This is a genomic window from Micromonospora sp. U21 (assembly GCF_018070045.1).
Classification (GTDB): domain Bacteria; phylum Actinomycetota; class Actinomycetes; order Mycobacteriales; family Micromonosporaceae; genus Micromonospora.
Genome location: NZ_JAGPYK010000009.1, coordinates 26293 through 52127, shown reverse-complemented (window position 1 = coordinate 52127; position 25835 = coordinate 26293). Strand labels below are relative to the sequence as shown.

The window sequence follows — 25835 nt, the reverse complement described above, 5'->3', positions numbered from 1 at the left end:
GTTGCTCGTGGCGGTCAGTCCTCTGCTGATCGGAATGCCCGAGATGCGACAGAGTTCCCTCGTGGTGGTGGCCAACCGCCTCCCCATCGACGACAGTGTGGCGCCCGACGGGGCAACTGCGAATGGCGGCGCAGCCCAGGTGGGCTGGTCAGCGCGCTGCACCCCCTGCTACGGCACACCCCGGCGACGTGGGTCGGCTGGGCCGGCGGCACCGGGCCCGCCCCCGCACTGCCGGACGTGGACGGCGTCCGGATGCACAGCGTCCCGCTCAGCCACGAGGACCTGCGCGACCACTACGAGGGGTTCGCCAACGCCACCCTCTGGCCGCTCTACCACGACGCCGTCGAGCAACCGCAGCACCACCGCCGGTGGTGGGAGGCGTACCAGCGGGTCAACCAGCGCTTCGCCGAGGCGACCGCCGAGGTGGCCGAGCCGGGCGGGGTGGTCTGGGTGCAGGATTACCACCTGCACCTGGTTCCCGGCCTGCTCCGCGCGCTCCGGCCCGACCTGCGCATCGGGTTCTTCCTGCACGTGCCGTTCCCGCCGCCGGAGCTGTTCATGCAGTTGCCCCGTCGGGCCGAGCTGCTACGCGGCATGCTCGGCGCCGACCTGGTCGGCTTCCAGCGAGCCCAGGCGGCGCACAACTTCGCCCAGCTGGTCACCAAGGTGCTGGAGCTGCCGGCCACCGACCGACGGATCGGGATCGACGACCGGGTGGTGCGCATCGGCGCGTTCCCGGTCTCCATCGACACCGCCGAGATGGCCGCGCTCGCCGCCCGCCCCGAGGTGGCCGCCCGGGCCCGCCGGCTGCGCCAGGACCTCGGCGATCCCCGGCAGGTCATCCTCAGCGTGGACCGGATGGACTACACCAAGGGCATCGAGCAGCGGCTCAAGGCGTACAGCGAACTGCTCGCCAACGGCGACGTCAAGGTCCGCGACACGGTGCTGGTCCAGGTCGCGATGCCGAGCCGGGAACGCGTCGGCCAGTACCAGATCCTGCGCGAGCGGATCGAACGCGAGGTCGGTCGGATCAACGGCGAGTTCGGCCGGGTCGGCGAGCCGGCCATCCACTACCTCACCCAGCCCTTCGACCGGGCCGAGCTGGCCGCGCTCTACCGGGTCGCCGACGTGATGGCGGTGACGCCGCTGCGGGACGGAATGAACCTGGTCGCCAAGGAGTACGTCGCCGCCCGGGTGGACGAGGCGGGGGCGTTGCTGCTCAGCGAGTTCGCCGGCACCGCCGCCGAGCTGTCCCAGGCGTACCTGGTCAACCCGCACGACCTGGAGGGGCTCAAGCAGGGGCTGCGCGCGGCGTTGCGTGCCAGCCCGGCCGACGTCACGGAACGGATGCGGGCCATGCGCGCCTACCTGCACCAGCACGACATCCGGGCCTGGGCGCGCTCCTACCTGAGCGCGCTGGACGAGAGGGGTGCCGTGGTCAGCCGCCTGACCAGCACCGACGGCACCCCGGAGGGCACCGCCCGGCCGCCGGCCCCGGCGCCCCGGGCCGCCCCGGCCGGCAGCCCGGCCACGCGGCACAGCGGCTGACCAACGCACCCCGGCCGGGCGCGCGCGGCGACGCGGACCGCCGAAACGGTCAGTGCGCCGCCGGCTCCTTCTCCAACCAGTCCAGGATCGCGTCGATCGGCTCCGCCCAACGCGCGTCCAGCATCAGGTCGTGGCCCATCCCGGGGAAGAGCAGCGGGGCTGAGCCGTACCGGCGGGCCACCCGGTTCAACGTCGACGTCGGCACCACCCGGTCGTCCGGGCTGCCCAGCACCAGCACCGGTGGCGCGCCCACGGCCGGCTCCGCCTCCGGCTCGCCCAGCAGCGCCCACTGCGCCCGCCGGCCGGCCCGACCGAGCCGGGCGATGTGGCGCCGGGCCTCCGCGTCGGGCAGTTCGCGGCTGAACAACTGGCCGCGGCTGAGCCGCAGCGGCCCGCCGAACACCGCCGGCAACGTGCCGGACGGATTGCGGCGCAACGCCGCGCCGAGCACACCCCAACCGCCGAAGACCGGCGCCACCAGCACGGCACTGCGCGCCGGGTAGCGGGCCAACGCGTGCGCCACCACCAGCGCCCCGGCGCCGTGCCCCACCAGCACCGCCTGGCGCGGCAGGCCCGCGGCCACCTGGACCACATCATGGGCGTACGCGCGCAGCGACGCCTCCGGCGCCGGCTCGCTGGCGCCGTGCCCGCGCAGGCTCATCGCGTACGCCGGGAACCCCCGCGACGCCGCGTGCCCCAACCAGTGCTCGGCGAACGCCCACGCGCCGTGCCCGAACCCGGGAACGAACAGCAGCGGTGGGCGCCCCTCCTCCAACTCGGGGGTGGCGCTGAGCACCTCACGCCGGGCCGCCCGGACCGGGCGGGACCACTCCCGGCCCCGCATGATCCGCAGCTCACTCCTCGCGCTCACTTGCCCTCCAGGTCGTGCAGGGCGCGCTGGACGGCGCGCAGGTAGTCGGCGTGACCGACCTCGAACCAGTGCCGGCTGCTCTCCTTGACCTGCGCGGAGTAGCGCTCCCCGGCCCGGTCCCGCACCCGCTGCGCGAAAGCCGCGGCACGATCCGGTCGGTCCCGGCGGGCCTGCAACAGCCGGGCGAAGAGCACCATCTGCCAGTGCGACAGCGTGAACAGGCCGGAGTCCGGCTGCACCAGACCCGCCACCGCCAGCGTCGGATGCCCCGGGGTGAAGGCGTTGAGCCACAGCGTGGGCCGACCGACGCCGGCGCTGTCTCCGAACACCGACGCGTCGAGGAACTCGAAGCGTGGCAGGTAGCCGGTCGCGAAGATGACCAGCTCGGGATCGATCTCGCGGCCGTCGGTCAGCTCCACCGCGTACGGGTGGAACCGGGCGACGTCGGGCACCGGGCCGATCGCGCCATGGCCCACGTAGTAGACGAGCTGACTGTTCGCGATCGGGTGCGTCTCGTAGACCCGGTGGTCGGGCCTGGGCAGGCCGAAGCGGGTCAGGTCCCCGACGGTCAGCCGCAGCGTCCAGTGGTAGAGCCACTGACGCACCCGCAGCGGCACACGCAGCGCCAACAGACTGTCGTTGACCTGATCGGCGGGGCGGCCGAGCACGTACTTCGGCGCGTACCAGTAGCCGCGCCGGGTGGAGTGCCAGCACCGCGACGCCTGCTGGGCGGCCTCGACGGCGATGTCGCAGCCGGTGTTGCCGGCGCCGACCACCAGCACCCGCTTGCCCCGCAGCTGCGCCGGGTCCTTGTAGGACGAGGCGTGCATGATCTCGCCGCGGAACTGTTCGAGGCCCTCGTAGCGGGGCAGCTTCGGCGACCAGTTGTGGCCGTTCGCGACCACCACGGCGGCGTACTGGGAGGTGCGCTCCGGCCCGTACCCGCCGGTGGAGCGAGTGGTCACGTCCCAGCGCTCCCCCGCGGCCGGCTCGACCCGGATCACCTCGGTGCCGAACCAGATGTGCGAGCGCAGGTCGAAGTGGTCGGCGTACCGCTCGAAGTACGAGAGCAGCTGGCTGTGGTGCGGGTAGTCCGGCCAGGAGTCCGGCATCGGGAAGTCGGGGAACTGGGTGAACGGCTTCGACGAGAGCAGGTGGGTGCTGGCGTACACCGGGCTGCGGTCGTGCCGCCAGTTCCAGGCGCCGCCGACGCCGGTCTCCCGCTCGTAGCAGTCCACGCCGAACCCGTGCTCGCGCAGGTTCTTGATGGCCGTCAGGCCGCTGGCCCCGGCCCCGATGACGCAGATCGTGTCGCCCCGGTCGGAAACCGGACGGCCGTCGCGGCTCAGCGCGGACGGGGTCGCCTCCGGGTCGGGCCGGCCGTGGTCGGTGGAGGTGGACACCGGGACATCTCCTTTTGTGCGGCACGCGTGCCGGTCGCCGCGAAATCCTCTCCACATCGGAGCCGGATGTCCAGCCCCGGCGCGGACGGATCTGCGGTCGCGCCGGTCGGGGGTCAGCCGGTGGTGGGCAGCAGCAGGTCGACCAGGACCGGGAAGTGGTCGCTGGCCCGCCGGGTCTGCGGGGTGTCCACCACGTCGTAGTCGACCACGGTGATCCGCGGGTCGACGAAGAGCGCGTCGATGCGCCGGCGCGGGTCGGCGCAGGAGTAGGTGAGCCGGTCCGCCCGGTCGGCCGCCACCGCGGCGTCGGTCAGCCCGCGCGCCACGGTGGCCCAGGCCGGCGCGTCCGGGCCCTCGTTGAGGTCCGCCCCGGCCACCACCGGGCTGCTCGCCGCGCCCAGACCGCGCTTGAACTCGGCGGCCTGCGCCGGACGTTCGGCCGGATCGGTGGACAGGTGCGAACCGGCGAGGGTGAACCGGGCGTCGCCGACACGGCAGTCGGCGTACGCGGCGCCGCGCAGGTGCCGGCCGGGGGTGAGCGGGAAGCGCTGGCAGCGGGTGCCTCGCACCTGGACCCGCAGGCTGGTCAGCAGCAGGTTGCCCAGGGCGGGCAGCCCGCCGGCGGCCACCACCAGGCCGAACGACTCGGCCAGCGTGGCGGACTTCTGCCGCCACCGGAACCGGCGCGGCCCCTCCTGCACGATCACCACGTCCGGCGTCACGGCCCGGACCACCGCCGCCAGCGCGGCTGTGTCGTCGCGTTGGCTGTGGATGTTGTACGACACCACCCGCAGCGGTACGCCGCAAGCCTGGCCCATCCCGGCTCGCCTCAGATCCGCCGGGCCAGGTCGGCGGCGCCGATCACCCCGGCGCTGTTGCCCAGCTCGGCGGGGAGCACCTCGGCCACCGGCAGGCGCCCCCGCTGCGAGAGCGCGCCGAGGTACGAGCGGCGCGTCGGGCCCAGCAGCAGGTCACCGGCGTCGACCACGCCGCCCCCGACCACCAGGGTCTGCGGGTCGAGGATCTGCGCCATGTCGGCGAGGCTGGTGCCGAGCCACCGGCCGATCTGCGCGAACGCCTCGGTCGAGACCGGGTCGCCGCCCTGCGCGGCGGCGGTCACCATGTGGCCGGTGATCGCCTCGGTCTCCCCGCCGGCCAGCTCCAGCAGCGCGGCGGCCCGGTGCGGCTCCTGTCGGGCGCCGGCCCGGGCGAAGCGGACCAGGGCGCTGCCGCTGGCGTACTGCTCGATGCAGCCCAGCCGCCCGCAGCCGCACTGGTGCCCGTCCGGCACGGCCAGCATGTGGCCCAGCTCCGCGGCGATGCCGTGCGCGCCACGCAGCAGCTCGCCGCCGAGCACGATGCCACCGCCGACGCCGGTGCCGATGGTGAACATGACCATGGAGTCGTCGGCGGCCCGGGCCGCGCCGTGGCGGAACTCGGCCCAGGCCGCCGCGTTGGCGTCGTTCTCCACGATCACCGGCAGGCCGACCGCCATGCTGACGTACTCGCGCAGTGGCTCGTCCCGCCAGGCCAGGTTGGGGGCGAAGAGCACGGTCGAGCGGTGGGCGTCGATCCAGCCGGCCGCGCCGATGCCGACCGCCTCGATCGTCCGTCCGGCGGCCAGCTCGCCGACCAGGTCGATGATGACGTCGCGGGTCTTGCCGACGTCATCGGCGGGAGTGTCCCGTCGGGTCTGCACGAGGACCGTGCCGGTGTCGTCCACGACACCGCCGGCCACCTTCGTGCCACCGACGTCGACTCCGATGGTCAGCGTCACCGCTGCCGCTCCCCTCTGCTGTGCTGTCCGGCCCGCGCGCCGGCGACACGCCGGCCCGGGTCGGGATGTCCCGCGCTCAGGCGACGTCGCCCGGTGCGGCCGCGCCGGTGTCGTCGGGCACCCGCGACGCGGGCACCACGGGTCGGTCGGTCGGTGCCGGTGCGGCCACCGTCCCGGCCTCGTCGACGGGTGGTGCGGTGGCCGGCGCGGGTGGGTCCGCCGTCCGGGTGGCGACCGACCAGACGTCCCGCTCCGGCGCCGGCTGAGAATCATGCCCGGTACGGGTGGCGTCGCGCCAGACGTGGTCGTCGCCGGCCCCGGTGGACCGGTCCGTCGGCGTGGCCTCCGGGACGTCGGCACCGGCCGCCGTGGCGGGCGCCGGTCGGGGCGGGGTGGGGGGCGCCGACGGGCTGCCCGCGGGCGGCTCCGCCGGGGCGAACGCTCGAAGCAGGCTGGCCACGCCGGCCGCGAGGTCACCGGCGCCGGTGGCCAGCCGCTCGGCGAATTCGGGACTCGGGTCGCGCAACGCGGCGATGCCCCGACAAACCGGGCAGACGCAGCATTCGGCGGAACCGGTGGCGAAACCGCCACCGGTGCCGGAGTGACCGCCGGGGGCGGCACTGTGACCGAGGACACCGGCCAGCATCCCGCCCAGCGGGCCCCACGCGCCGCCCGCCGAGCCGGCGGAGGCCAACCGCGCTCCCGCGATCAGGGTGGCGACCAGCCGCTCCGCCTCTTCCCGGGCTGAACCCGGATCCGTTCCGCCCATGGTCGGCTCCTCTACCGTGCCGCCGTACGCGTCACTGCGCCGCACCGGGTGCTTCTACCCGGTGCTTGAGCTGCTTCAACGCGGTATCCATGATCATCTTCTCGGCCTTGCGCCGAAACATGCCGAGCATCCCCACGGAAAGCTCGACCTCCAGGGTGTAGGTCACCGTGGTGCCGCCGTCCGGGTTGCCCACCAGGTCGTACGAACCGCGCTGGCTCTTCTGCATCTTCGAGGGCGCGACCAGGTGCCACTCGATCCGGGACAGGTCCTCGGCGTACTCGTAGGCGAGCACGTACTCGTCGGCCATCACCCCGGCGTCGATGGTGAAGCGCACCTGGCTGGCGTAGCCGTCCTCGTACTCCTCGATGACCTCGGCCCGGCGCACCGCCTCGGTCCACTCCGGGTAGCGCGCGAAGTCGCAGATGACCGCCGTCACCCGGTCCGGTGACGCGCCGATGATGATCGACTGGGTGGAGGAGTCCGCCATGGGGGGAGGCTACCCGGCGGGCACCGCCCACGCGCCACGCCGCCCCCACCAGGTCCGGCGGCGGGGTCAGCACCCACCGCGCGCCGTGGGCCAACCACCACGAGGCCCGACCGACCATCCTGCTTGTCCCACCCGACCCGGCCGCCGGGTAGGTTGCGACAGAGCCGACGCCCACGGCGGCCGGCCCGGCCAGTGCGAGCACGAAGGAGTGCAGGTGCGCGAGTTCTCCGTTCCGCCGATCGTCACCGTTGGCGACGCGGCCAACCTCACCGATCCGGTCTGGGACAACGCCGAGATCGCACCGGACGCCGTGCAGTTCGCCCGCGGCAGCCGGACCGCCGACGGCACCGGCACCGCCTGGGCGGAGGTGACCTGTCGGCAGTTCCGTGACGAGGTGGTGGCGGTGGCCCGCGGGCTGATCGCCGCCGGCATCCAGCCGGGCGCCCGGGTCGCGCTGATGAGCCGCACCCGCTACGAGTGGACGCTGCTGGACTACGCGATCTGGACGGCCGGGGCGGTCACCGTGCCGATCTACGAGACCTCCAGTTCCGAGCAGGCCGCCTGGATCCTCGCCGACTCCGGCGCGGTCGCCGTCGTGGTGGAGACCGACGCGCACGCCAGCCTGGTCGCCGACGTCCGGGACCGGCTGCCCGAGCTGGAGCACGTCTGGCAGATCGACCGCGGCGGGGTCGACGAGCTGGTCACGACCGGCACCGCGGTCGAGCTGGCCGAGGTGGAACGGCGCCGTAAGGCGGTCCGCGCCGATGACCTCGCCACGATCATCTACACCAGCGGCACCACCGGCCGTCCCAAGGGCTGCGTGCTCAGCCACCGCAACATGTACGCCGACATCGCCAACGCGGTGCCGGTGCTGCCGAACCTGTTCCACGCCGGCGCGGCCACCCTGCTCTTCCTGCCGCTGGCGCACGCCTTCGCCCGGCTGATCCAGATCGGCGTGGTGCAGGCCCGAGCCACCATGGCGCACTGCGCCGACACCAAGAACCTGGTCGCCGAGCTGCAGGAGTTCCGGCCGACCTTCGTGCTCTCCGTCCCCCGGGTGTTCGAGAAGGTCTACAACGCGGCCAAGCAGAAGGCCGAGGCCGACGGCAAGGGCGGCATCTTCGCCCGCGCCGAGCAGGTCGCCATCGCGTACAGCGAGGCGCAGGAGACCTCACGCGGGCCCGGCCTGGCCCTGCGCGCCCAGCACGCGGTCTTCGACCGGCTGGTCTACGGCAAGCTGCGTGCCGCGCTCGGCGGCCGGTGCCGGGACGCCATCTCCGGCGGCGCGCCGCTCGGTGCCCGGCTCGGTCACTTCTTCCGGGGCATCGGCGTGACGGTCCTCGAGGGCTACGGGCTGACCGAGACGTCGCCCGCCGCGGCGGCGAACCTGCCCACCGGCACCCGGATCGGCACCGTCGGCCGTCCGCTGCCCGGCGTGACCATCCGGATCGACGGCGACGGCGAGATCCTGATCTCCGGCGACCTCATCTTCCAGGGTTACTGGCACAACGAGGCGGCGACCGCCGAGGCGCTCACCGCCGACGGCTGGTTCCGCACCGGCGACCTGGGCCAGCTCGACAACGACGGCTACCTCAGCATCACCGGCCGGAAGAAGGAGCTGATCGTGACCGCCGGCGGCAAGAACGTCGCCCCGTCGGTGCTGGAGGACCAGGTGCGGGCCCACCCCCTGATCAGCCAGTGCGTCGTGGTCGGCGACCGGCAACCGTTCATCGCGGCGCTCGTCACCATCGACGAGGAGGCGCTGCCCGCCTGGCTGGAGTCGGCCGGGCTGCCCGCCGGCACCCGGGTCGAAGAGCTGCGCGAGCACGACGGCCTGCGGGCGGAGATCCAGTCCGCGGTCGACAGCGCGAACCGGGCCGTCTCCAAGGCCGAGGCGATCAAGGTGTTCCGGGTCCTGCCCCGCGACTTCACCGAGACCACCGGCGAGCTGACCCCGTCGCTCAAGGTCAAGCGCCAGGTTGTCCACAAGACGTACGCGGCGGAGATCGCCGATATCTACCGGGGCTGACTACCATCCGTCACGTGCCCGCATCGACATCCGCCGCACCACACCCGCATCCCCTCGCCGCGGCCGCTCGCCTGGTGATGCTGGCGCTGGTCGCCGTCCTGACCCTGTTCGCCACCCGCGACGTCACCCAGCTGTGGTGGATCGCGCTGCTGGCGATCGCCGGGCTCCCCTCGCTGCTGGCTCCTCAGCACCGGCTGATCGGGCCGCTGAGCCGGGTGGCCGAGGTGCTGGTGCTGGGGCTGGCCGCGAGCCAGGTGGCCGCGGTCGCGTCGATCGGCGGCACGGTCGACGGGCTCGGCGCCTCCGCGGTGCTGCCCTACCTGGCGGTGCCGGTGACCGTCACCGCGCTGCGTCGCCGTTTCTCCGAGGGCGCCGCGCTGCTCGCCGTCACCGCCGCGACGCTGCTGGTCAGCGGGGCGCTCACCGAGGTCGGTGGGGAGCGCCAGCTCGGCCAGCTCGGCTACCTCGCGGTCTGCGCGCAGTGGCTGATCCTGGCCGTGCTGGGGCTCTACGCCGCCGGCACGCTGCACCAGGTGATGGCGGTACGCGGTGAGGGCAAGCCCCAGCCGTACGCCGAGGCGACCCGGCTGCTGACCCAGCTGCGCACGGTGGCCCGGCAGCTGCCCGGGGCGACCCTGGACCCGGGCGGCATCTCCGAGCACCTGCTGGAGGAGCTGCGTACGGTGGCCCGGGCGGACCGGGGCGCGGTGCTGTCGGCCAGCGGCGGCGGCCGGCTCGTGGTGCTCGCCCAGGCCGGGGTGGACCGGGTGGACTGGGAGACGACGCTGGACGCGGACTCGGCGATCGCCGACGCGTGGGCCAGTCAGCAGGCCCAGACCGCGGCGCGGTCGCAGTCCCGCTCGCACCGGGGCGGCGACGTCTCCGCGTTGATCGTTCCGCTGGTCGCGGGGGTGCGCACGGTGGGGCTGGTGGTGCTGGAGGCGGACGCCGCACACGCGTACCCGCCACCGGTGGTGTCCCGGGTGACCGCGCTGACCCGGCCGGCGGCGCTGCGCCTGGAGGCGGCGCTGCTCTTCGACGAGGTCCGCTCGCTGGCCACCAACGAGGAGCGGCAGCGGCTGGCGCGGGAGATCCACGACGGGGTGGCGCAGGAGCTGGTGATGGTCGGCTACGGCATCGACAACGCCCTGGCCACCGTCTTCGACGACGCCGACGAGACCGCCGAGGCGCTGCGTACGCTGCGCGGCGAGGTGACCCGGGTGATCACCGAGCTGCGGCTGAGCCTGTTCGAGCTGCGCAGCGAGGTGGACCGGCAGGGCGGGCTGGCCGCGGCGATCGCCGAGTACGCGCGCACCGTGGGCGCCTCCGGTGGGCTGCGGGTGCACCTGTCGCTGGACGAGTCCACCGCGCGGCTGCCGGCGGCCACCGAGGCCGAGTTGCTGCGCATCGCGCAGGAGGCGGTGACCAACGCGCGCAAGCACGCCGGGGCCTCCAATCTCTGGGTCACGTGCGAGGTGGACCCTCCGTACGCGCAAATTGAAGTGTCGGATGACGGTCAGGGGATGGCTGACCAGCGGCCCGACGGGCGGTACGGTCTTGCGATCATGGCCGAGAGGGCGGAACGTATCCGGGGCCGGTTGGAGATCAGGCCCCGGCAACCGAGCGGCACAACCGTGGCGGTGGTTCTCGGCACCTCGCCCCGGCGCGATAACCTGCGCGGTAGCGCAGCAGCAGAAGGGGAGTAACCCGAGGATGACCACCAGTCCGACACCGGCCACCCGCACCAAGGTCCTCCTTGTCGACGACCACGACCTGATTCGCAAGGGCCTGCGGCACGCCTTTGAGCGCGACCGTCAGTTTGAGGTCGTCGGTGAGGCCGCCACGGCGGCGGAGGGGGTCCGCCAGGCCGGTGCGCTCCAGCCGGACGTGGTGATCATGGATCTCCGGCTGCCCGACGGCAGCGGCCTCGAGGCCACCCGTGCGCTGCGCAAGTCCAGCGCCTCGATGGGCATCGTGGTGCTGACCATGTACGCCGGCGACGACCAGCTCTTCGGCGCCCTGGAGGCCGGCGCGAGCGCCTTCGTGCCGAAGACCGCCCCGGCCGACGAGGTGGTGGCCGCCGCGCGGCACGCCGCCTCCTCCCCGAGCGCGTTCACCGCGGCCGACCTGGCCGAGGCGATGAAGCGCCGGCTCGCCCCGTCCGGTCCGCAGCTCTCCCCCCGCGAGGGGCAGGTCCTGCGGCTGCTCGCCGACGGGATGAGCGTGGCCGGCATCGCCAAGCAGCTGTTCGTCAGCGAGTCCACGGCCAAGACGCACATCTCCAAGCTGTACGAGAAGCTCGGTGCGGCCAACCGGGCGCAGGCGCTGATGACAGCGCTGCGGCTCGGCCTGCTCGAGGCGCCGGACGCCCCGAAGTTCTGACCTGCACCCGCTCGTCGAGCGGGACGCCGCGACCGAAGGTCCGCGCCAGCTCCGGCCGGCGCGGACCTTCGCGTATCGACCGACGTCGGCGGGAACCTGGCGGCAGGCTATGGTCTGGCGGGAACGTCGGGGGCACAATACCCGCGCGGGCGACGACGCCCGCGTCGTGGACTCGAGGGGTGAGCGCATGCAGCGGCCGGACTGGGCACCCGACACCATCGACATCGAGCGCCCGAGCGTCGCGCGGATGTACGACTACTACCTCGGCGGCTCACACAACTTCGCGGCCGACCGGGCCGCGGCGCAGGCGATGGTGGCCGCGGTGCCGGAGGCGCCGCTGATGGCCCAGGCCAACCGCGCGTTCCTGCGCCGGGCGGTGCACCACCTCGCCGAGGCCGGGATCCGGCAGTTCCTGGACATCGGCTCGGGCATTCCCACGGTCGGCAACGTGCACGAGATCGCCCAGCGGCTCGACCCGGAGTCACGGGTGGTCTATGTGGACGTCGACCCGGTGGCGGTGGCGCACAGCCGAGAGATCCTGGCCGGCAACGACCGCGCGGTGGTGGTGCAGGAGGACCTGCGGCGCCCGGAGAAGATCCTGACCCACCCGGACATCCGCAAACTACTCGACCTGGACCAGCCGGTGGCCGTGATGATCGTGGCCGTGCTGCACTTCGTCTCCGACGAGGACCGTCCGGCGGAGCTGCTGCGGACCCTGCGCGACGCGCTGGCCCCGGGCAGCTACCTGGTGCTGTCGCAGGCCAGCGACGACGGGCGCAGCCAGGACGAGCGGGCCGAGGCGGAGCGGGTCTACCGGCGTACCGACAACCCGCTCTCGGTCCGCAGCCGGGCCGAGTTGACCGCGCTCTTCGACGGGTTCGAGCTTCTCGACCCGGGCGTGGTCTGGGTGCCCCAGTGGCGGCCGGACACCCCGGAGAGCGCGGAGGACGCCGAGCGTGCGGTCTTCATGGGCGGCGTCGGGCGCCTCGGTGGCTGAGTCGCCGGAGGCGACCTCCTGCCCGGGCACGTTCGCCAGGGCCTGGGCCAAGGCCGTCTCCGGCACCAGCTATCTGCCGATGACCCAGGCCCAGCTCGAGACCCTGCTGCACCGGCTCACCGGGCAGTTGGCCGGCGCGTTGCTCGCCGAACCGTTCGACCTCCGCGCCGGCTATCGAGTGGGTGCCGAACTGGTCGCCGCGCACATCGCCTCCGCGGAGGGGCTGGGCCGTACCGTCGAGGTCATCCAGCTCCGGCTGATCCGCGACCTGGGGCTGGTGGCCGAGGACGTCGAGGACCGGATGGCGCGGCTGCTGGCCGCCGTGGCGACCGGATACGCCCGCGCGCTGCGGGACCGGACGCTCGACGAGCAGGAGTCGATCCGCCGGGCCGCCATGATGGCCCGGACCCAGGCCGAGCGGGCGCTGCGGGCCAGCGAGGCGCGGTTCCGGCACCAGGCCACCCACGACCCGCTCACCGGCCTGCCCAACCGGACGCTGTTCACCGAGCGGCTCACCGCCGCGCTCAACGAGCCGGGCCGTGGCGCGCAGCGGGTCGGCGTGTGCTTCATCGACCTGGACCGGTTCAAGGTCGTCAACGACACGCTGGGGCACCAGGTCGGCGACCGGCTGTTGACCACGGTGGCCGAGCGGCTGTGCCAGACCGTGGGCGAGCGCCTGGTGGCCCGACTCGGTGGGGACGAGTTCGTCATCCTGGTGGAGGGCAGCGCCGGCACCGACGACATGGTGGCGGTGGCCGAGGCCGCACTGGCCGCCGTCCGGACACCGGCGCTGGTCGACGGGCACGAGCTCCAGGTCTCGGCGAGCATCGGCATCGTCGAGCGCCAGGTGGCCGGCGCCAACCCCGGTGACCTCATGCGGGCCGCCGACAGCACCCTGCACTGGGCGAAGTCGGCCGGCGGGGCGCGCTGGGCGCTCTACGACGCCGAGCGCAACCGACGCGAGCTGGCCCGGTACGCGCTCTCCGCGGCCATCCCGGCCGCGTTGGAGCGAGGCGAGTTCTACCTCGACTACCAGCCGCTGACCTCGCTTCGGGACGGCCGGCTGATCGGCGTGGAGGCGCTGGTCCGCTGGCGCCACCCGGAGCTGGGTGTGCTGCGGCCGGACAGCTTCATCGGGCTGGCCGAGGAGACCGGGCTGATCGTGCAACTGGGCGGGTGGGTGCTGGCCGAGGCGTGCCGGGAAGCCGAAGCCTGGTCGGCCGGCGGCACGGCCGCACCGTTCGTGAGCGTCAACCTGGCCGTCCGGCAGGTGCACCGGCCCGGGCTGGTGCAGGAGGTACGCGCCCTGCTGCGGCAGACCGGGCTGCCGCCGGAGCGGCTCCAGTTGGAGATCACCGAGAGCACGATGATGAGCACGGCCAAGGAGCCGGTGCGCGCCCTGCGGGTGCTGGCCGACCTCGGCGTGCGGATCGCCATCGACGACTTCGGCACCGGCTACTGCAATCTGGCGTACCTGCGGGACCTGCCGGTGACCGAGCTGAAGGTGGCCGGGGAGTTCGTGGCCGGGCTGCGGTCGCCGTCGGTCGGGCGCACCGATGAGCGGATCCTCGCCTCGCTGGTCTCGCTGGCGCACGCGCTGGACCTGACGGTGACCGCCGAGGGGGTGGAGACCGCCGGGCAGGCTGAGCGGCTCCGGGCGATCGGCTGCGACGCCGCCCAGGGCTGGCACTTCGGCCGTCCGGCTCCCGCAGATCGGATCCTGGCCCGCATCCGCTGACGCACCGCAGTCCCGGGCCGGGCTCCGCCACGCTGGGCGGCGCCAGGCGGACGTCGTCCGGCTGGTCCCGCTGCGGCCTGGCACCGATGTGCCGCCGCCGCCAGTGCTGGCGCGGCGCATCCCCGTGGTCGCGCTGTCGGTGTCGACCGCGATACCTCACCGTCATATTTATTGACTTTGAGATATCACGCTCGAAAGGGCGAGGCATCGGGACATCGGTTGCCGCGCCTGGGCCATCCGCGGGTTGGCGGTGAGAGCAGCGAGTAGACATTGTCTACCGCTGCTGGTAGACAACGTCTATGAGTGCGGAGGCGAGCGTCCGGGCCCGACTGGTGGCCGCCGGGGTGGACCTGGTGCTGCGCGAGGGCCAGTCGGCGGTGTCGCTGCGGGAGATCGCCCGCCGGGCCGGGGTCTCGCACGGCGCGCCGCGCCGCTACTTCCCCACTCACGTCGACCTGCTCTCGGCAATCGCCCGGGAAGGCTTCGCCGACCTCGCCGCCCGCGTCGAGCAGACGATGCGCGCCGCCGGCCCCGACCCGCGCGCCCGGCTGACCGCGCTCGGCCGGATGTACCTGGACTTCGCGGCGGCGCACCGCGGGATGTTCGAGCTGATGTTCCGGCACGACCTGCTGGACAGCGGCCGGCTACAGCTGCGCGAGACGAGCCTGCCGCTGTTCGCCGTCCTGGCGGACCTGGTGGCTCAGGTGCGTCGGCCGACCGACGCACCGGCCCCGGTGCTGGCCGGCGCGCTCTGGGCCAACCTGCACGGCATAGCCCAGCTCTGGGCCTGGGGCAGCCTGCCGCTCGCCACGGGCGCCACCGACGACGACGCCCTGCTGCACGCCGCACTGGACGCCCACCTCGGCCCGGCCCCCGACTGACTCATCCAACCCGCACCCCGGAGGACACGTGCCCCTGCTGTACGACCTCACCAAGCTGACCGTCGGCACCATGCTGCGGCTGGGCTGGCGGCCACGCGTGGAAGGGCTGGAACACCTGCCCCGGCGCGGCGGCGCGATCCTCGCCGGCAACCACCTCTCCGTCGCCGACGAGCTGTTCCTCGTCAGCGTGACGCCCCGACACGTCACCTTCTGGGCCAAGTCCGAGTACTTCAGTGGCCGCGGCCCGGGCGGCTGGCTCAACCGGCGGATCGTCGCCGGCATGGGCGCGATCCGGGTCGAGCGCGGCGGCGGCCGGGCCGCCCTCAGCGCCCTCGACGCCGCCGTGCCGGTGCTGCGCGCCGGCGGCCTGGTCGCCGTCTATCCGGAGGGCACCCGTTCCCCGGACGGGCGGCTCTACCGGGGCCGGGTCGGAATGACCCGGCTCGCCCGCGACGCCGGGGTGCCGATCATCCCGGTCGGCGTGCTCGGCACCGCCGAGGTGCTACCCGTCGACGCGCGGCTGCCGCGCCGGCACCCGGTCACCCTGCGTTTCGGCCCGCCGATCCCGGTCGCCGGCCGGATCAACGGGCCACGCGACATCCGGACGGTCACCGACGAGGTGATGGCGGCGATCCAGCGGCTCACCGGCCAGGAGTACGTGCCCCGCTACGCCCCGCCCCGGTCGACTCCCACCTGAAGCGCGGGCGGCGGTCAGCCGGCGAGCACGGCGGCCATCCGCTGCGCCTGCGCCTCCCAGCGCCACTCTCGCTCCACCCACGCCCGACCTGCCGCGCCCAGTTGGCGGGCCAGGTCCCGGTCGGCGAGCAGCCGGGCCACCCGGTCGGCGATCTGGGCGACGTCGCGGCCGCGGACCACGTAGCCGGTCTCCCCCTCGCGCACCGCGTCCGGCGCGCCCCCGGAGTCACCGGCCACCACCGGCAGGCCGGTCGCGGACGCCTCCAGGTAGACGATGCCCAGCCCCTCCACGTCCAGCCCGCGGTTGCGGGTGCGGCAGGGCATCGCGTAGACGTCGCCGGCCGCGTAGTGCGCCGGCAGCTCGGCCGCCGGCACCGAACCGGTGAAGACCACGTCCCGTTCCACCCCGGCCTGCCGGGCCAGCTTCTCCAGGGTCGCCCGGTACGGCCCGCCGCCGACGATCAGCAGCACCGCGTCGGGCACCCGGCGGCGGATCTCCGGCAGTGCCCGGATCAGCATGTCCTGCCCCTTGCGCGGCACCAGCCGGGACACACAGACCACCACCGGCCGGTCGGTCAGCCCCAGCCGGGCCCGGACGGGCTCGCCGTCCACGGTCGGGTGGTAGGTGTCCACGTCCACCCCGGGCGCCAGCCGGCGCAGCTCGGTCAGCCCGTCCAGCACACGGGCCAGCCGGCTGCGGGTGTACTCGCCGAGGTAGGTGGTGACGTCGACGCCCCGACCGATCCGGCGCAGCGCCGGCCGGGCGGCGGGCAGCGCCGCCCAACCGACCTCGTGGCCGTGGGTCTGCGCCACCACCCGGCGCACCCCGGCCCGTCGCCGCAGGCCGGCGGCGAGCAACCCGAGCGGGGCCGCCGCGCCGAACCACACGGTGTCGCAGTCGTACGCGCGGGCCAGCCGCGCCGCCCGGCGGGCGATCAGCGGGGTGGGCAGCAGCACCCGGGTGCGTTCCCGGATCACCTCGAACGGCTGGTCGGCGTCGAACTTCGCGGCCCCGCGCCAGCTCGACGCGTACACCACCACCGAGCCGGCCGGCTGACGCACCGCGAGGTTGTGCACGAAGGACTGGATCCCGCCCGGGCGGGGCGGGAAGTCGTTGGTGATCAGCAGCGTGCGGCTCATCGGCCGGCCTCCCGGGCGTACGCGCGGGCGGCGGCCATCCGCTCCACGGTGGACGGATGTGAGGCCGAGTAGAGGTACTCCCAGCGCGGCGGGTCGGGGTCGCCGAGGTTGACCGAGCCGAGTCGGCGTTGCATCGACTCGAAGGCGGCCGGGTCGCGGGTGAGCGCGAGCGCGTGCGCGTCGGCCCGTGCCTCCACCCGCCGGGACATCAGCGCCTGCACCGGCGCGGCGACCAGCCCGGCCACCGTGACCAGGGCGACCAGCAACGGAAACGCGCGCGGGTGGGCGACCGACTCGACGCCGGCCATCCGCAGCAGCGGCCCCCACGAGCCGAGCAGGTAGAGCGCCACCACCGCGGCGGCGGCACCGAGCGCCCCGGTCAGCGTGCCGGCCGCGACGTCCCGGTCCTTCGCGTGCCCCAGCTCGTGCGCCACCACGGCGGTCACCTCCGCCGGGGTGGCCTCGCGCAGCAGCGTGTCGTAGACCACCACCCGGCGGGTCGGCCCGAGACCGGAGACGTACGCGTTGACCGCCCTGGTGCGCCGGGAGGCGTCGGCGACCAGCACGTCGCGCACCGGCACCCCGTCGCGGGCGGCCATGCTCATCAGCTCGGTGCGCAGCGGGCCCTGCTCCATCGGGGTGAACCGGTTGAACACCGGCTCCACCAGCACCGGCAGCACGAATGACAGCAGCACCACCAGCAGGGCCGCGCCGGCCGCGCCGAACGCCCACCACCAGCGCGGCGCGAGCCGGATGACCGCGTAGAACCCGAACAGCGCCACCGCGCCGATCACGGCGCTGACCGCGTACGACTTGAGCAGGTCGACCGCCCAGCCGCTCCAACCGTTGGTGCTCAGCCCGTAGCGGGTGAGCACGCTCTGCCGCCAGGCGGCGAACGGGAGGGTGAGCAGGTCGGCGACGAGCACCACGGCCAGCCCGCCGAGCACGGCCTGCGCGGTCCAGTGCCCTCCGAACGGCCGGCCCATCAGCTCGATCAGACGGCTGCCCAGCGGGGTCAGCCCCAGCGCGAGCGCGACCAGCAGCCCGACGGCGAGTGCGGCGTAACCGCCGGGGCGCAGCGCGGCGCGGAACTCCCGCCCGCGGGCCACCTGCTCGGCGGGCAGGTCGCGCAGCGCGGCGAGCTGGTCGGCCCGGGGCGCCGGCGGCCGGTGCCACGGGATCAGCAGCGCGGCGGTCACCACCAGCGCGACGGTCAACCCGGCGAGGGTCAGCAGCGCCCAGCCGCGCGGGGTCACCGGGACACCGCCGTGCTGGCCGCGCGGCGCGCTTTCCCGCCGCCGGCGGGCCCGCCGTCGTCGCGTCGTACCCCGCTCATCCCGCCGCTCCTCCCGCCGTGACCGCCCATCCTATGGCCCGCGAAAAGCCCGCTTCGGGCGCGGTGTCGCGCTCAGGCGACCCGGCGGGAGGCGCGGCGACGGGCGGCACCGGGACGCGCGGGCGCGGCCAGCACCTCCACGTCGAAACCGGCGCGGGCGAACACCTCGATCGCCTGGACCTCGGCGGCGTCCAGGCCGGCCGCCGGGGACGCCTCGTCGAACAGGGCGGCCACCAGGCAGCCGGAACAACCCTCACCCCGCTCCTTCGCGCACCCCTCGCAGTCGATGAGCATCACGCCTCCTGATCGGCTCGCGACGCCCGGCCGGCACGCTGTCGTCGCCGGCCGAGCACCGTCGGTCACATCGACGCTAGCCACCGGGTACGACAGAAACCGGACAAGCTCCCCGACCGGCTGTTTCGGGGGCGAGATCGACTCCAGGTCAGCGATATCGGACCATCCCGCTCGGCCGCACACCCCGACATCACCGACCTCGAGTCGATCACCGGCCTCGGCGGGCGCACTCTGGCCAGCGGGCTGCTGCTGCGGATCGAAGCCGCGGTGCGAGACCCGGGCCGCTGCCGGAGCCGGCGCGCGCGGACGTCAGGAGCGGGCGAGGCGCCGCAGCAGCGAGTCGGCGCCCAGCGGGTAGGCCCCGTGCCGGCGGACCCCGTCGGCGACCTCGCGGTCGGAGGAGACCACCACCACCGGGCGGCCGGCCGGCTCGGCGCGGACCAGCCGCCGGATCAGCTCGTCGGCGGTCTCGCCCTTGCGGGAGAAGAGCACCCGTACGCCGCGCGGCGCCGGCGGCAGCCCGTGCATCCGCTCGGCGCCGTCGAAGACCACGGTGACCTCGTCGCCGGTCTGCGCGGCGATCCCGCCCAGGCCGGTGATCAGGCGCTTGCGCTGCTGCTCCAGCGACATCTCGCCGAAGCCGCGCTTGGTGACGTTGTAGCCGTCCACCACGAGGTGCGCCCGGGGCAGCGCGAGCAGTTGGTCCAGCCGTGCCGGGTCGTCGGTGTCCCGGGCGCGCGCGGCCGGGCCGGCCGGGGCGGTGCCCGGCTGCTCGGCGAACGCGTCGGCGACGAAGTCGGCGGGGAGCTTGTCCACCGGGTCCAGCGCCAACTCCCGGCGCAGCCCGACGGCGGCCTGGCCGATGGTCTCCAGCAGCAGCCAGAGCCGGGCGTCGTCGACCGAACGGGCCTCCTTGGCGCTGGCCCGGGCCACCCCGGCGGCCGCCTCCGCCTCGGCCAGCCGGGCGCGGGCCCGGCGCAGCTCGGCGTCCACGTCGGCGCTGGCGCGCGCGGCCCGACCGCGCTCGGTGGCCAGCAGTTCGGTGGCCTTGCGCTCGCGGGCCTGGGTCTCCCGCAGCGTGCGGGCCAGTTGGCGGGACTCCTCGCGGAGCTGACCCAGCTCCTCCCGGACCCGGGCCAGCTCGTCGCGGAGCTTCTCCGCCTCCACCCGGGCCACGGCCCGGTCGTGCTCGGCCCGGGTGGCCCGCTGCTCGGCCTCGCGGACCAGCTCGGCGACGACCGCGCTGTCGGCCTCGGCGCGGACCGCCGCGCCGCTGGCGTCGATCAGCTCCCGCCAGCCCCGCGGCCGGGCCAGGTAGGCCAGCGCGGCCACCTCGACCGGGTCGGCGGCGGCCGGCGCGGTGCCCTCGACCACGGCCGCGCCGAGGTCACCGGCATCGGCCAGCACCCGGGCGGTGACCCGCTGCCGGAACAGCGGGTCGGCGGTGAGCTGCGCGGCGATGGCCGGCGCGCCGAGCCGGGCCCGCCGGTTCGGGGCGAACTTGGCCACCCGGCGCAACGGCACCGGCACCTCGTCGCCCGGGAGGGTGGGCAGCACCGCGGCGGTCAGCGCCACGATCCGCTGCCGGACCGGCTCGGGCAGGGTGGGCTCGGGCTCGATCGTCGGCTCGCCGGCCGGGCCCACCGGGCCGGATGACACGGCGGCGGCGGCGGCGTCTTCGTCGCCGCTGTCCGGGTCGCCCACGGCACCGTCGTGCGCGACCGGATCCTCCTGCGGGAGGTGGTCGTCGTACGGCTCGGTGAGGGGCATGTGGCAAGTCTCCCACCGCGACCGGGCCCACCGCCCGGTGAGTGAGCCGATCTCTCATCCTAGCCCCATGCTGACCGGTGGGGCCGCTGTGACGGGAGTGTCGGACCGGCGCGCTAGCGTGCCGCCGATGGCACAGGCGGAGTACGTCCAGGAGTCACTGGCCGGTCTCGACCCGGCGGTGGGTGGGGTGGACCCGGCGCTGCCGCTCTACGCGACCACCTTCGTGGTGGTCGACCTGGAGACCACCGGTGGCGCGCCGGACGGCGGCGGCATCACCGAGATCGGCGCGGTCAAGGTGCGCGGTGGTGCGCAGCTCGGCGTGCTGGCCACCCTGGTCAACCCGGGGCAGCCGATCCCGCCGTTCATCACCGTGCTGACCGGGATCACCCAGGCCATGCTGCTGCCGGCGCCGCCGATCGAGCAGGTGCTGCCGAGCTTCCTGGAGTTCATCGCCGACGCGGTCCTGGTGGCCCACAACGCCCCCTACGACGTGGGCTTCCTCAAGGCCGCCTGCGCGAAGCACGGCTACCGCTGGCCCAACCCCCGCGTGTTGGACACGGCGGCGCTGGCCCGCCGGGTGCTGACCCGCGACGAGGTGCCCAACCGCAAGCTGGGCACCCTGGCGGCCTACTTCCGCACCGCCACCCACCCCACCCACCGGGCGCTGGACGACGCGAAGGCCACCGTCGACGTGCTGCACGGGCTGATCGCCCGACTCGGCGGGCACCGGGTCGACACGGTCGGCGACGCCATCGAGTTCGCGCGGGCGGTCACCCCGACCCAGCGCCGCAAGCGACACCTGGCCGAGGGCCTGCCCAAGGTGCCGGGGGTCTACATCTTCCGGGCCGCCGACGACCGGCCGCTCTACGTCGGCACCTCGGGCGACATCGCCACCCGGGTGCGCAGCTACTTCACCGCGGGGGAGAAGCGGGCCCGGATCTCCGAGATGCTGGCCGCGGCCGAACGGGTCGAGGCGGTGGAGTGCGCGCACTCGCTGGAGGCGGAGGTCCGCGAGCTGCGGTTGATCGCCGCACACGCCCCGCCGTACAACCGGCGGTCGAAATACCCGGAGCGGATGGTCTGGCTCAAGCTGACCGACGGGCCGTACCCCCGGCTGTCGGTGGTCCGCGACCTCTCCCCCACCGACACCGCCTACCTCGGCCCGTTCACCTCCCGGCGGGCCGCGGAGCTGGCCGCCGCCGGCTTCCACGACGCGGTGCCGCTGCGCCAGTGCACGCACCGGCTCTCACTGCGGACCGTCACGCCGGCCTGCGCGCTGGCCGAGCTGGGTCGCTGCCCGGCACCCTGCGAGCACAAGATCACCCCCGAGGAGTACGACCACCGCGCCGCGGCGCCGTTCCGCACCGCCACCGCCAGCGACCCACAGCCGGTGGTGGACGCGCTGCTGGCCCGGATCGACGTGCTCTCCCGCGACCAGCGCTACGAGGAGGCGGCGGTGGTGCGGTCCCGGCTGGCGGCGGTGCTGCGCGCCACCGTGCGGATGCAGCGGCTGGCCGCCCTGACCGGGATCGTCGAGCTGGCCGCGGCCCGGCCGGCCGCCCGGGGCGGCTGGGAGCTGGCCCTGGTCCGGCACGGACGGTTGGCGGGCGCGGGCGTGTCCCCGCCCGGCGTCCACCCGCGACCCACGCTGAACGCCATCCGGATCACCGCCGAGACGGTGTCGGGTGGGCACGGCCCGGTGCCGGCGGCCACGGCGGAGGAGTCCGAACGCATCCTGTCCTGGTTGGAGCGACCGGAGACCCGGCTGGTGGAGATGTCCTCCGGTTGGTCCTCCCCGGCGGGTGGCGCGGGGCGATTCCGGGACCTGCTGGCGAAGGCCGAGAGCGGTGCGTCCCACCAACTCTCGACCGAACGCTCATGACCAACTGACCGATCGGACTACGTCGACTCGCTTAGGCTGTTAGAGAAGTGCAGTCCTGCCCGATTCGTGGGCCTGCTCCCGGTCGCCGGGTCTCGGCGACCGCGGGGCCGGGGTGAGGAGGTGTCCCTCGTGGACGTCGACGCCGGACACGGCGCCGCTCTGGGGGGCGCCCTGCCGACCCAGTCGGGTGAGCTGCCATTGGCCCGCCGGCTGCGGTCGTTGCTCACCTGGCCGACCACCGACTCCGACCCGGTCACCCAGCTGGTCCGGACCCACCGTGGCATCCACGCCGGCACCGACCCGGCGGTGCTGCGCCGGGCGTACACCATCGCGGAGAACATGCACCGCGGGCAGTTCCGCAAGAGCGGCGAGCCGTACATCACCCACCCCCTCGCGGTGGCGCAGATCTGCGCCGAGCTGGGGATGGACACCACCACCCTGGTGGCGGCGCTGCTGCACGACACGGTGGAGGACACCCGCTACACGCTCCAGGCGCTGTCGGAGGACTTCGGCGGCGAGGTGGCCCACCTGGTCGACGGGGTGACCAAGTTCGACAAGGCGTTCTACGGCAAGGCCGCCGAGGCGGAGACGATCCGCAAGATGATCGTCGCGGCCGCCAAGGACGTCCGGGTGCTGATCATCAAGCTGGCCGACCGGCTGCACAACATGCGCACCCTCGGTGTGCGCTCCGCGGCCTCGCGGGAAAGGATCGCCCGCAAGACCCAGGAGGTGCTGGTCCCGCTCTGCGACCGGCTCGGCATCCAGACCCTCAAGCGGGAGCTGGACGACGTGGTGCTGCTGCACCTGGAGCCCGACGAGCACGCCCGGCTGGCCCGGCACGTGCACGATCGGCCGGGCTGGGACGCGTACCTCGACTCGGTGGTCACCCGGGCCCGGGCGGCGCTGCGCCGCAGCCGGGTGGACGCCGAGGTGAGCCCGCGGCCCCGGCACCTCTACTCGATCTGGAAGGACACCATCGCCGGCGGTCACACCGCGCCGTACGACCTGCCGCGTATCGCGGTGGTGGTCGACGGCCCGGCCACCGACTGCTACGCCGCACTGGGTGCGATCCATGGCACCTGGCGACCGGTCCCGGGCCGGTTCAAGGACTTCATCGCCTCGCCGAAGAACAACCTCTACCGTTCGCTGCACACCAGCGTCTGCGGCCCGCAGGACCGCACCGTCGAGGTGCTGATCCGCACCGAGGAGATGCACCGCTCGGCCGAGTACGGCATCGCCGCCGACTTCCGCTTCCCGCGCTCGGGAGGCAGCAGCGCGGCGGCCCGCGCCGAGCAGCTGGACTGGCTGCGCCGGGTCCTCGACTGGGAGCCGGACGCCGCCGACCCGGCGCAGTTCCTCGAGTCGCTGCGCTGCGACCTCGCCGAGGGGCAGATCCAGGTCTTCGCCGAGGGGCGGCAGGTCGTGCTGCCGGCCGGCGCCACGCCGGTCGACCTCGCGTACGAGCTGGGCAGCGAGCGGGGCGACCACTGCCTCGCCGCCCGGATCAACGGCCGGCTGGCGCCGCTGAGCTCGGAGCTGGACGAGGGCGACGTGGTGGAGATCTTCACCGAGAATGACGGGGACAACGGCTTCGAGGCCGGTGAGGCGCCGCGCGGCCCGCGCCGGGAGTGGCTCGACTTCGTCAAGTCGCCGCACGCACAGATGCAGATCAACCGGTGGTTCGCCGAGCACACCGAGCCGGGCATCACGATCAGCGACAAGGTCCGCCTCGGCCGGGCCACCATCGGGCTCGCCCTGCGCCAGCACAACCGCGGCCTCGCCAGTGACCTGCCGCTGCTGCGCCTCTCGGAGGAGCTGGGCTACCCCGACCTGGAGACCCTGCTGGTCGCGGTCTTCGACCGCGTGATCGAACCGGACACGGTGGTACGCCAGCTCATCGACCTGGTCGACCATCGACAGTGACCGGCCGGGCCCCAGCGCGTCCGAAGGACATTCGTGACCACTAGCCTGGGGTCATGATCCCCCGCTCCCGCGCCACCGGTCGGGCCATCTTCTACCAGGCCTTCTACCGGCTGCCGCTGCCGGTGCGCCGTCGCCTGGTCCGGCTGGCCGTGCCCAAGTACATCGTCGGCGCGGTCACCCTGGTCCGCGACGCCGAGGCGACGGGTGCGGGCCGGTTGCTGTTGCTGCGCCAGCCGCCCGGCAAGGGTTGGTCGCTCCCCGCCGGCCTGCTGGATCGGGGCGAGGCCCCGGTGGTGGGCGCGGCTCGCGAGCTGTTCGAGGAGTCCGGCATCCGGCTCACCCCATCCCGACTGCGACCCGCGGTGCCGAACGCGATCGTGCACGCCAAGGGTTGGGTGGACATGGTCTTCGAGGCGGAGGTGCCGGCTACCGACGTCGAGCTGGTGGTCGACGGGGCGGAGGTCTTCGAGGCCGCCTGGCACCCGCTGGACGACCTGCCCAAGCTGACCTGGCCGACCGCCCGGCTGCTCGCCTACTACGACATCGGGCCGCTGGCCGGGCAGTTTCCGCCACCGGTGCCCGACACCACGCCGTGACCGGAGCGGCCGGTGTGCCGGCGACCGGCGGGCGGGCGGGCGACCGACGCGCGGAGGTCTGCGCGGTGGTGCTCGCCGCGGGCGAGGGCACCCGGCTGCGCCCGCTCACCGAACGGGTGCCCAAAGCGCTCTGCCCGGTGGGCAACGTACCGCTACTGGACCGGGCGCTGGCCCGGCTGGCGGGGCTCGGCCTGACCGGTCCCGGACGGGTCGCGGTGAACGCCTGCTACCTCGCCGACCAGGTGGTCACGCACGTCGGTGACCGCGCCCACCTGTCGGTGGAGCCCGGCGACCCGCTCGGCACCGCGGGCGGGGTGGCCAACCTGCGGGACTGGATCGACGGGCGGCCGGTGCTGGTGGGCAACGCCGACGCGTACCTGGCCGACGCGGCGGCTCCGCCGGGCCCCGACGTGGCCGCGCTGCTGGACGGCTGGGACGGGCACCGGGTACGACTGCTCGGTCAGCCTGCCGCGGACCCGACGGCGCCGGGCGCCTTCGCCGGGCACTGCTTCACCGGCTTCTCACTGCTGCCCTGGCGGCTGGTCCGTGACCTTCCGGTGGTCTTCTCCGACCTGGTGCGCGCGGTGTGGCGGCCGGCCGAGGCGGCCGGCGCGCTGGAGGTGATCGCCTACCCGGGCACCTTCTACGACACCGGCACCCCGGCCGACTACCTGGCGGCCAACCTGCACGCCGCCGCCGGCGGCGCCCTGATCGACCCGTCCGCCACGGTGGCCGGTCGCTGCGTGGAGTCGGTGGTCGGCGCCGGTGCTCAGGTGTACGGCGATGTGCGGCGCACGGTGGTCTGGCCGGGCGCGACGGTACGCGACGGCGAGCGGCTGCACGACGCCATCCGCGCCGGGGATGGCCGCACCGTGCCGGCCACCGCGCGCGGCTGAGCCACGGCGGCCTCCCGCCTCCGGGCCCGGGCGGAAACATCTAGCATGGGCGACGACGCCGACGAACGGAGAAATGTCCAGTGATCACCGCGATCGTGCTGATCGACTGCGCCACCGACGCGATCCCCGAGGTGGCGGAGAACCTGGCCAACCTCCCCGGCGTCAGCGAGGTCTACTCGGTGGCCGGGCACGTCGACCTCATCGCCATCGTCCGGGTCCGCGAGTTCGACCAGATCGCCCAGGTCATCGCGGGCAGCATCTCCAAGGTTCCGGGTGTGCTGAACACCGAGTCGCACATCGCGTTCCGGGCGTACTCCCAGCACGACCTGGAGGAGGCGTTCGCGATCGGTCTGGCCAACGCGGACTGACGCACCGGCGGCGCCGACGGGCGCCGGACGCACGGCGGCCGGCCCACCGCGC

The 25835-nt window shown here is 74.2% G+C and carries 22 protein-coding genes and 1 pseudogene; 13 read left to right on the top strand and 10 right to left on the bottom strand.

From position 1 onward, the window contains the following. Window positions 1–43 precede the first annotated feature (43 nt). Window positions 44–1548 (top strand): annotated as a pseudogene (locus KBX63_RS14515) (trehalose-6-phosphate synthase). Between the two features lie 49 nt (window positions 1549–1597). Here the strand turns inward: KBX63_RS14515 and KBX63_RS14510 are convergent. From KBX63_RS14510 to KBX63_RS14485, 6 genes are all read right to left on the bottom strand, one after another. Next, window positions 1598–2392, bottom strand: coding sequence for an alpha/beta hydrolase (locus KBX63_RS14510; RefSeq protein WP_210911877.1), 795 nt, complete (start codon window positions 2390–2392; stop codon window positions 1598–1600). A gap of 23 nt (window positions 2393–2415) precedes the next feature. Further along, window positions 2416–3822, bottom strand: coding sequence for an NAD(P)/FAD-dependent oxidoreductase (locus KBX63_RS14505; RefSeq protein WP_210911548.1), 1407 nt, complete (start codon window positions 3820–3822; stop codon window positions 2416–2418). Between the two features lie 113 nt (window positions 3823–3935). Beyond that, window positions 3936–4640: an endonuclease/exonuclease/phosphatase family protein gene (locus KBX63_RS14500; protein ID WP_210911547.1), complete on the bottom strand. Its 705-nt coding sequence runs from the start codon at window positions 4638–4640 to the stop codon at window positions 3936–3938. Between the two features lie 11 nt (window positions 4641–4651). After that, window positions 4652–5599, bottom strand: a complete 948-nt coding sequence (locus KBX63_RS14495) for an ROK family glucokinase (RefSeq protein ID WP_210911546.1) — start codon at window positions 5597–5599, stop codon at window positions 4652–4654. A gap of 76 nt (window positions 5600–5675) precedes the next feature. Beyond that, window positions 5676–6368: a hypothetical protein gene (locus tag KBX63_RS14490; protein ID WP_210911876.1), complete on the bottom strand. Its 693-nt coding sequence runs from the start codon at window positions 6366–6368 to the stop codon at window positions 5676–5678. Between the two features lie 31 nt (window positions 6369–6399). Further along, on the bottom strand, window positions 6400–6855 hold the full coding sequence (locus tag KBX63_RS14485) for an SRPBCC family protein (RefSeq protein WP_074313136.1): 456 nt from the start codon (window positions 6853–6855) through the stop codon (window positions 6400–6402). Between the two features lie 214 nt (window positions 6856–7069). On the opposite strand from KBX63_RS14485, the gene KBX63_RS14480 reads away from it, so the two are divergent. From KBX63_RS14480 to KBX63_RS14450, 7 genes are all read left to right on the top strand, one after another. Continuing rightward, window positions 7070–8884, top strand: coding sequence for a long-chain fatty acid--CoA ligase (locus KBX63_RS14480; RefSeq protein ID WP_210911545.1), 1815 nt, complete (start codon window positions 7070–7072; stop codon window positions 8882–8884). 14 nt (window positions 8885–8898) lie between these two features. After that, window positions 8899–10590 (top strand): GAF domain-containing sensor histidine kinase, encoded by a 1692-nt coding sequence (locus KBX63_RS14475; RefSeq protein ID WP_210911544.1) that lies wholly within the window; start codon window positions 8899–8901, stop codon window positions 10588–10590. A gap of 7 nt (window positions 10591–10597) precedes the next feature. Further along, window positions 10598–11266 carry a response regulator transcription factor gene (locus tag KBX63_RS14470; protein WP_007072219.1) on the top strand — a complete coding sequence of 223 codons (669 nt, stop codon included), beginning with the start codon at window positions 10598–10600 and terminating at the stop codon, window positions 11264–11266. A gap of 187 nt (window positions 11267–11453) precedes the next feature. After that, on the top strand, window positions 11454–12263 hold the full coding sequence (locus KBX63_RS14465) for an SAM-dependent methyltransferase (protein WP_210911543.1): 810 nt from the start codon (window positions 11454–11456) through the stop codon (window positions 12261–12263). Window positions 12264–12342: 79 nt separating this feature from the next. After that, entirely contained in the window at window positions 12343–14001 is a 1659-nt protein-coding gene (locus KBX63_RS14460; RefSeq protein WP_247662392.1) for a bifunctional diguanylate cyclase/phosphodiesterase, read from the top strand. Between the two features lie 299 nt (window positions 14002–14300). After that, the gene (locus tag KBX63_RS14455; RefSeq protein WP_210911541.1) at window positions 14301–14882 is read left to right on the top strand and encodes a TetR/AcrR family transcriptional regulator; all 582 of its coding nucleotides are present in this window, start codon (window positions 14301–14303) and stop codon (window positions 14880–14882) included. A gap of 28 nt (window positions 14883–14910) precedes the next feature. Beyond that, entirely contained in the window at window positions 14911–15579 is a 669-nt protein-coding gene (locus KBX63_RS14450) for a 1-acyl-sn-glycerol-3-phosphate acyltransferase (protein ID WP_210911540.1), read from the top strand. A 14-nt stretch (window positions 15580–15593) separates the two neighbouring features. On the opposite strand, the gene KBX63_RS14445 is transcribed toward KBX63_RS14450, so the two are convergent. From KBX63_RS14445 to KBX63_RS14430, 4 genes are all read right to left on the bottom strand, one after another. After that, window positions 15594–16718 carry a glycosyltransferase family 4 protein gene (locus KBX63_RS14445; protein ID WP_210911539.1) on the bottom strand — a complete coding sequence of 375 codons (1125 nt, stop codon included), beginning with the start codon at window positions 16716–16718 and terminating at the stop codon, window positions 15594–15596. Further along, entirely contained in the window at window positions 16715–17974 is a 1260-nt protein-coding gene (locus KBX63_RS14440) for a M48 family metallopeptidase (protein ID WP_210911538.1), read from the bottom strand. The genes KBX63_RS14445 and KBX63_RS14440 overlap by 4 nt, the downstream gene beginning before the upstream one ends. 152 nt (window positions 17975–18126) lie before the next feature. Continuing rightward, complete coding sequence (locus tag KBX63_RS14435; protein WP_210911537.1) at window positions 18127–18348, bottom strand: hypothetical protein; 222 nt, start codon at window positions 18346–18348, stop codon at window positions 18127–18129. 309 nt (window positions 18349–18657) lie between these two features. Continuing rightward, entirely contained in the window at window positions 18658–20118 is a 1461-nt protein-coding gene (locus tag KBX63_RS14430) for an NYN domain-containing protein (RefSeq protein ID WP_210911536.1), read from the bottom strand. A gap of 127 nt (window positions 20119–20245) precedes the next feature. Here KBX63_RS14430 and KBX63_RS14425 point away from each other — a divergent pair, with 127 nt between their 5' ends. The 5 genes from KBX63_RS14425 (at window position 20246) to KBX63_RS14405 (ending at window position 25783) form a co-directional block, all read left to right on the top strand. Next, complete coding sequence (locus KBX63_RS14425) at window positions 20246–22000, top strand: DEDD exonuclease domain-containing protein (RefSeq protein ID WP_210911535.1); 1755 nt, start codon at window positions 20246–20248, stop codon at window positions 21998–22000. Window positions 22001–22129: 129 nt separating this feature from the next. Then, window positions 22130–23923 (top strand): bifunctional (p)ppGpp synthetase/guanosine-3',5'-bis(diphosphate) 3'-pyrophosphohydrolase, encoded by a 1794-nt coding sequence (locus KBX63_RS14420; protein WP_210911874.1) that lies wholly within the window; start codon window positions 22130–22132, stop codon window positions 23921–23923. Between the two features lie 53 nt (window positions 23924–23976). Then, entirely contained in the window at window positions 23977–24519 is a 543-nt protein-coding gene (locus KBX63_RS14415) for an NUDIX hydrolase (RefSeq protein WP_210911534.1), read from the top strand. Then, the gene (locus KBX63_RS14410; protein ID WP_307871717.1) at window positions 24516–25415 is read left to right on the top strand and encodes a sugar phosphate nucleotidyltransferase; all 900 of its coding nucleotides are present in this window, start codon (window positions 24516–24518) and stop codon (window positions 25413–25415) included. The genes KBX63_RS14415 and KBX63_RS14410 overlap by 4 nt, the downstream gene beginning before the upstream one ends. An 80-nt stretch (window positions 25416–25495) precedes the next feature. Further along, complete coding sequence (locus KBX63_RS14405) at window positions 25496–25783, top strand: Lrp/AsnC family transcriptional regulator (protein ID WP_210911533.1); 288 nt, start codon at window positions 25496–25498, stop codon at window positions 25781–25783. Window positions 25784–25835: the final 52 nt, after the last annotated feature.

Bases quoted from the DNA above. Each gene is read 5' to 3' on its own strand.
- KBX63_RS14465 (WP_210911543.1), top strand. From the start codon at position 11,454: ATGCAGCGGCCGGACTGGGCACCCGACACCATCGACATCGAGCGCCCG.
- KBX63_RS14430 (WP_210911536.1), bottom strand. From the start codon at position 20,118: ATGCCCCTCACCGAGCCGTACGACGACCACCTCCCGCAGGAGGATCCG.
- KBX63_RS14415 (WP_210911534.1), top strand. From the start codon at position 23,977: ATGATCCCCCGCTCCCGCGCCACCGGTCGGGCCATCTTCTACCAGGCC.
- KBX63_RS14485 (WP_074313136.1), bottom strand. From the start codon at position 6,855: ATGGCGGACTCCTCCACCCAGTCGATCATCATCGGCGCGTCACCGGAC.
- KBX63_RS14510 (WP_210911877.1), bottom strand. From the start codon at position 2,392: ATGCGGGGCCGGGAGTGGTCCCGCCCGGTCCGGGCGGCCCGGCGTGAG.
- KBX63_RS14455 (WP_210911541.1), top strand. From the start codon at position 14,301: ATGAGTGCGGAGGCGAGCGTCCGGGCCCGACTGGTGGCCGCCGGGGTG.
- KBX63_RS14500 (WP_210911547.1), bottom strand. From the start codon at position 4,640: ATGGGCCAGGCTTGCGGCGTACCGCTGCGGGTGGTGTCGTACAACATC.
- KBX63_RS14425 (WP_210911535.1), top strand. From the start codon at position 20,246: ATGGCACAGGCGGAGTACGTCCAGGAGTCACTGGCCGGTCTCGACCCG.
- KBX63_RS14470 (WP_007072219.1), top strand. From the start codon at position 10,598: ATGACCACCAGTCCGACACCGGCCACCCGCACCAAGGTCCTCCTTGTC.
- KBX63_RS14435 (WP_210911537.1), bottom strand. From the start codon at position 18,348: ATGCTCATCGACTGCGAGGGGTGCGCGAAGGAGCGGGGTGAGGGTTGT.
- KBX63_RS14490 (WP_210911876.1), bottom strand. From the start codon at position 6,368: ATGGGCGGAACGGATCCGGGTTCAGCCCGGGAAGAGGCGGAGCGGCTG.
- KBX63_RS14445 (WP_210911539.1), bottom strand. From the start codon at position 16,718: ATGAGCCGCACGCTGCTGATCACCAACGACTTCCCGCCCCGCCCGGGC.
- KBX63_RS14460 (WP_247662392.1), top strand. From the start codon at position 12,343: ATGACCCAGGCCCAGCTCGAGACCCTGCTGCACCGGCTCACCGGGCAG.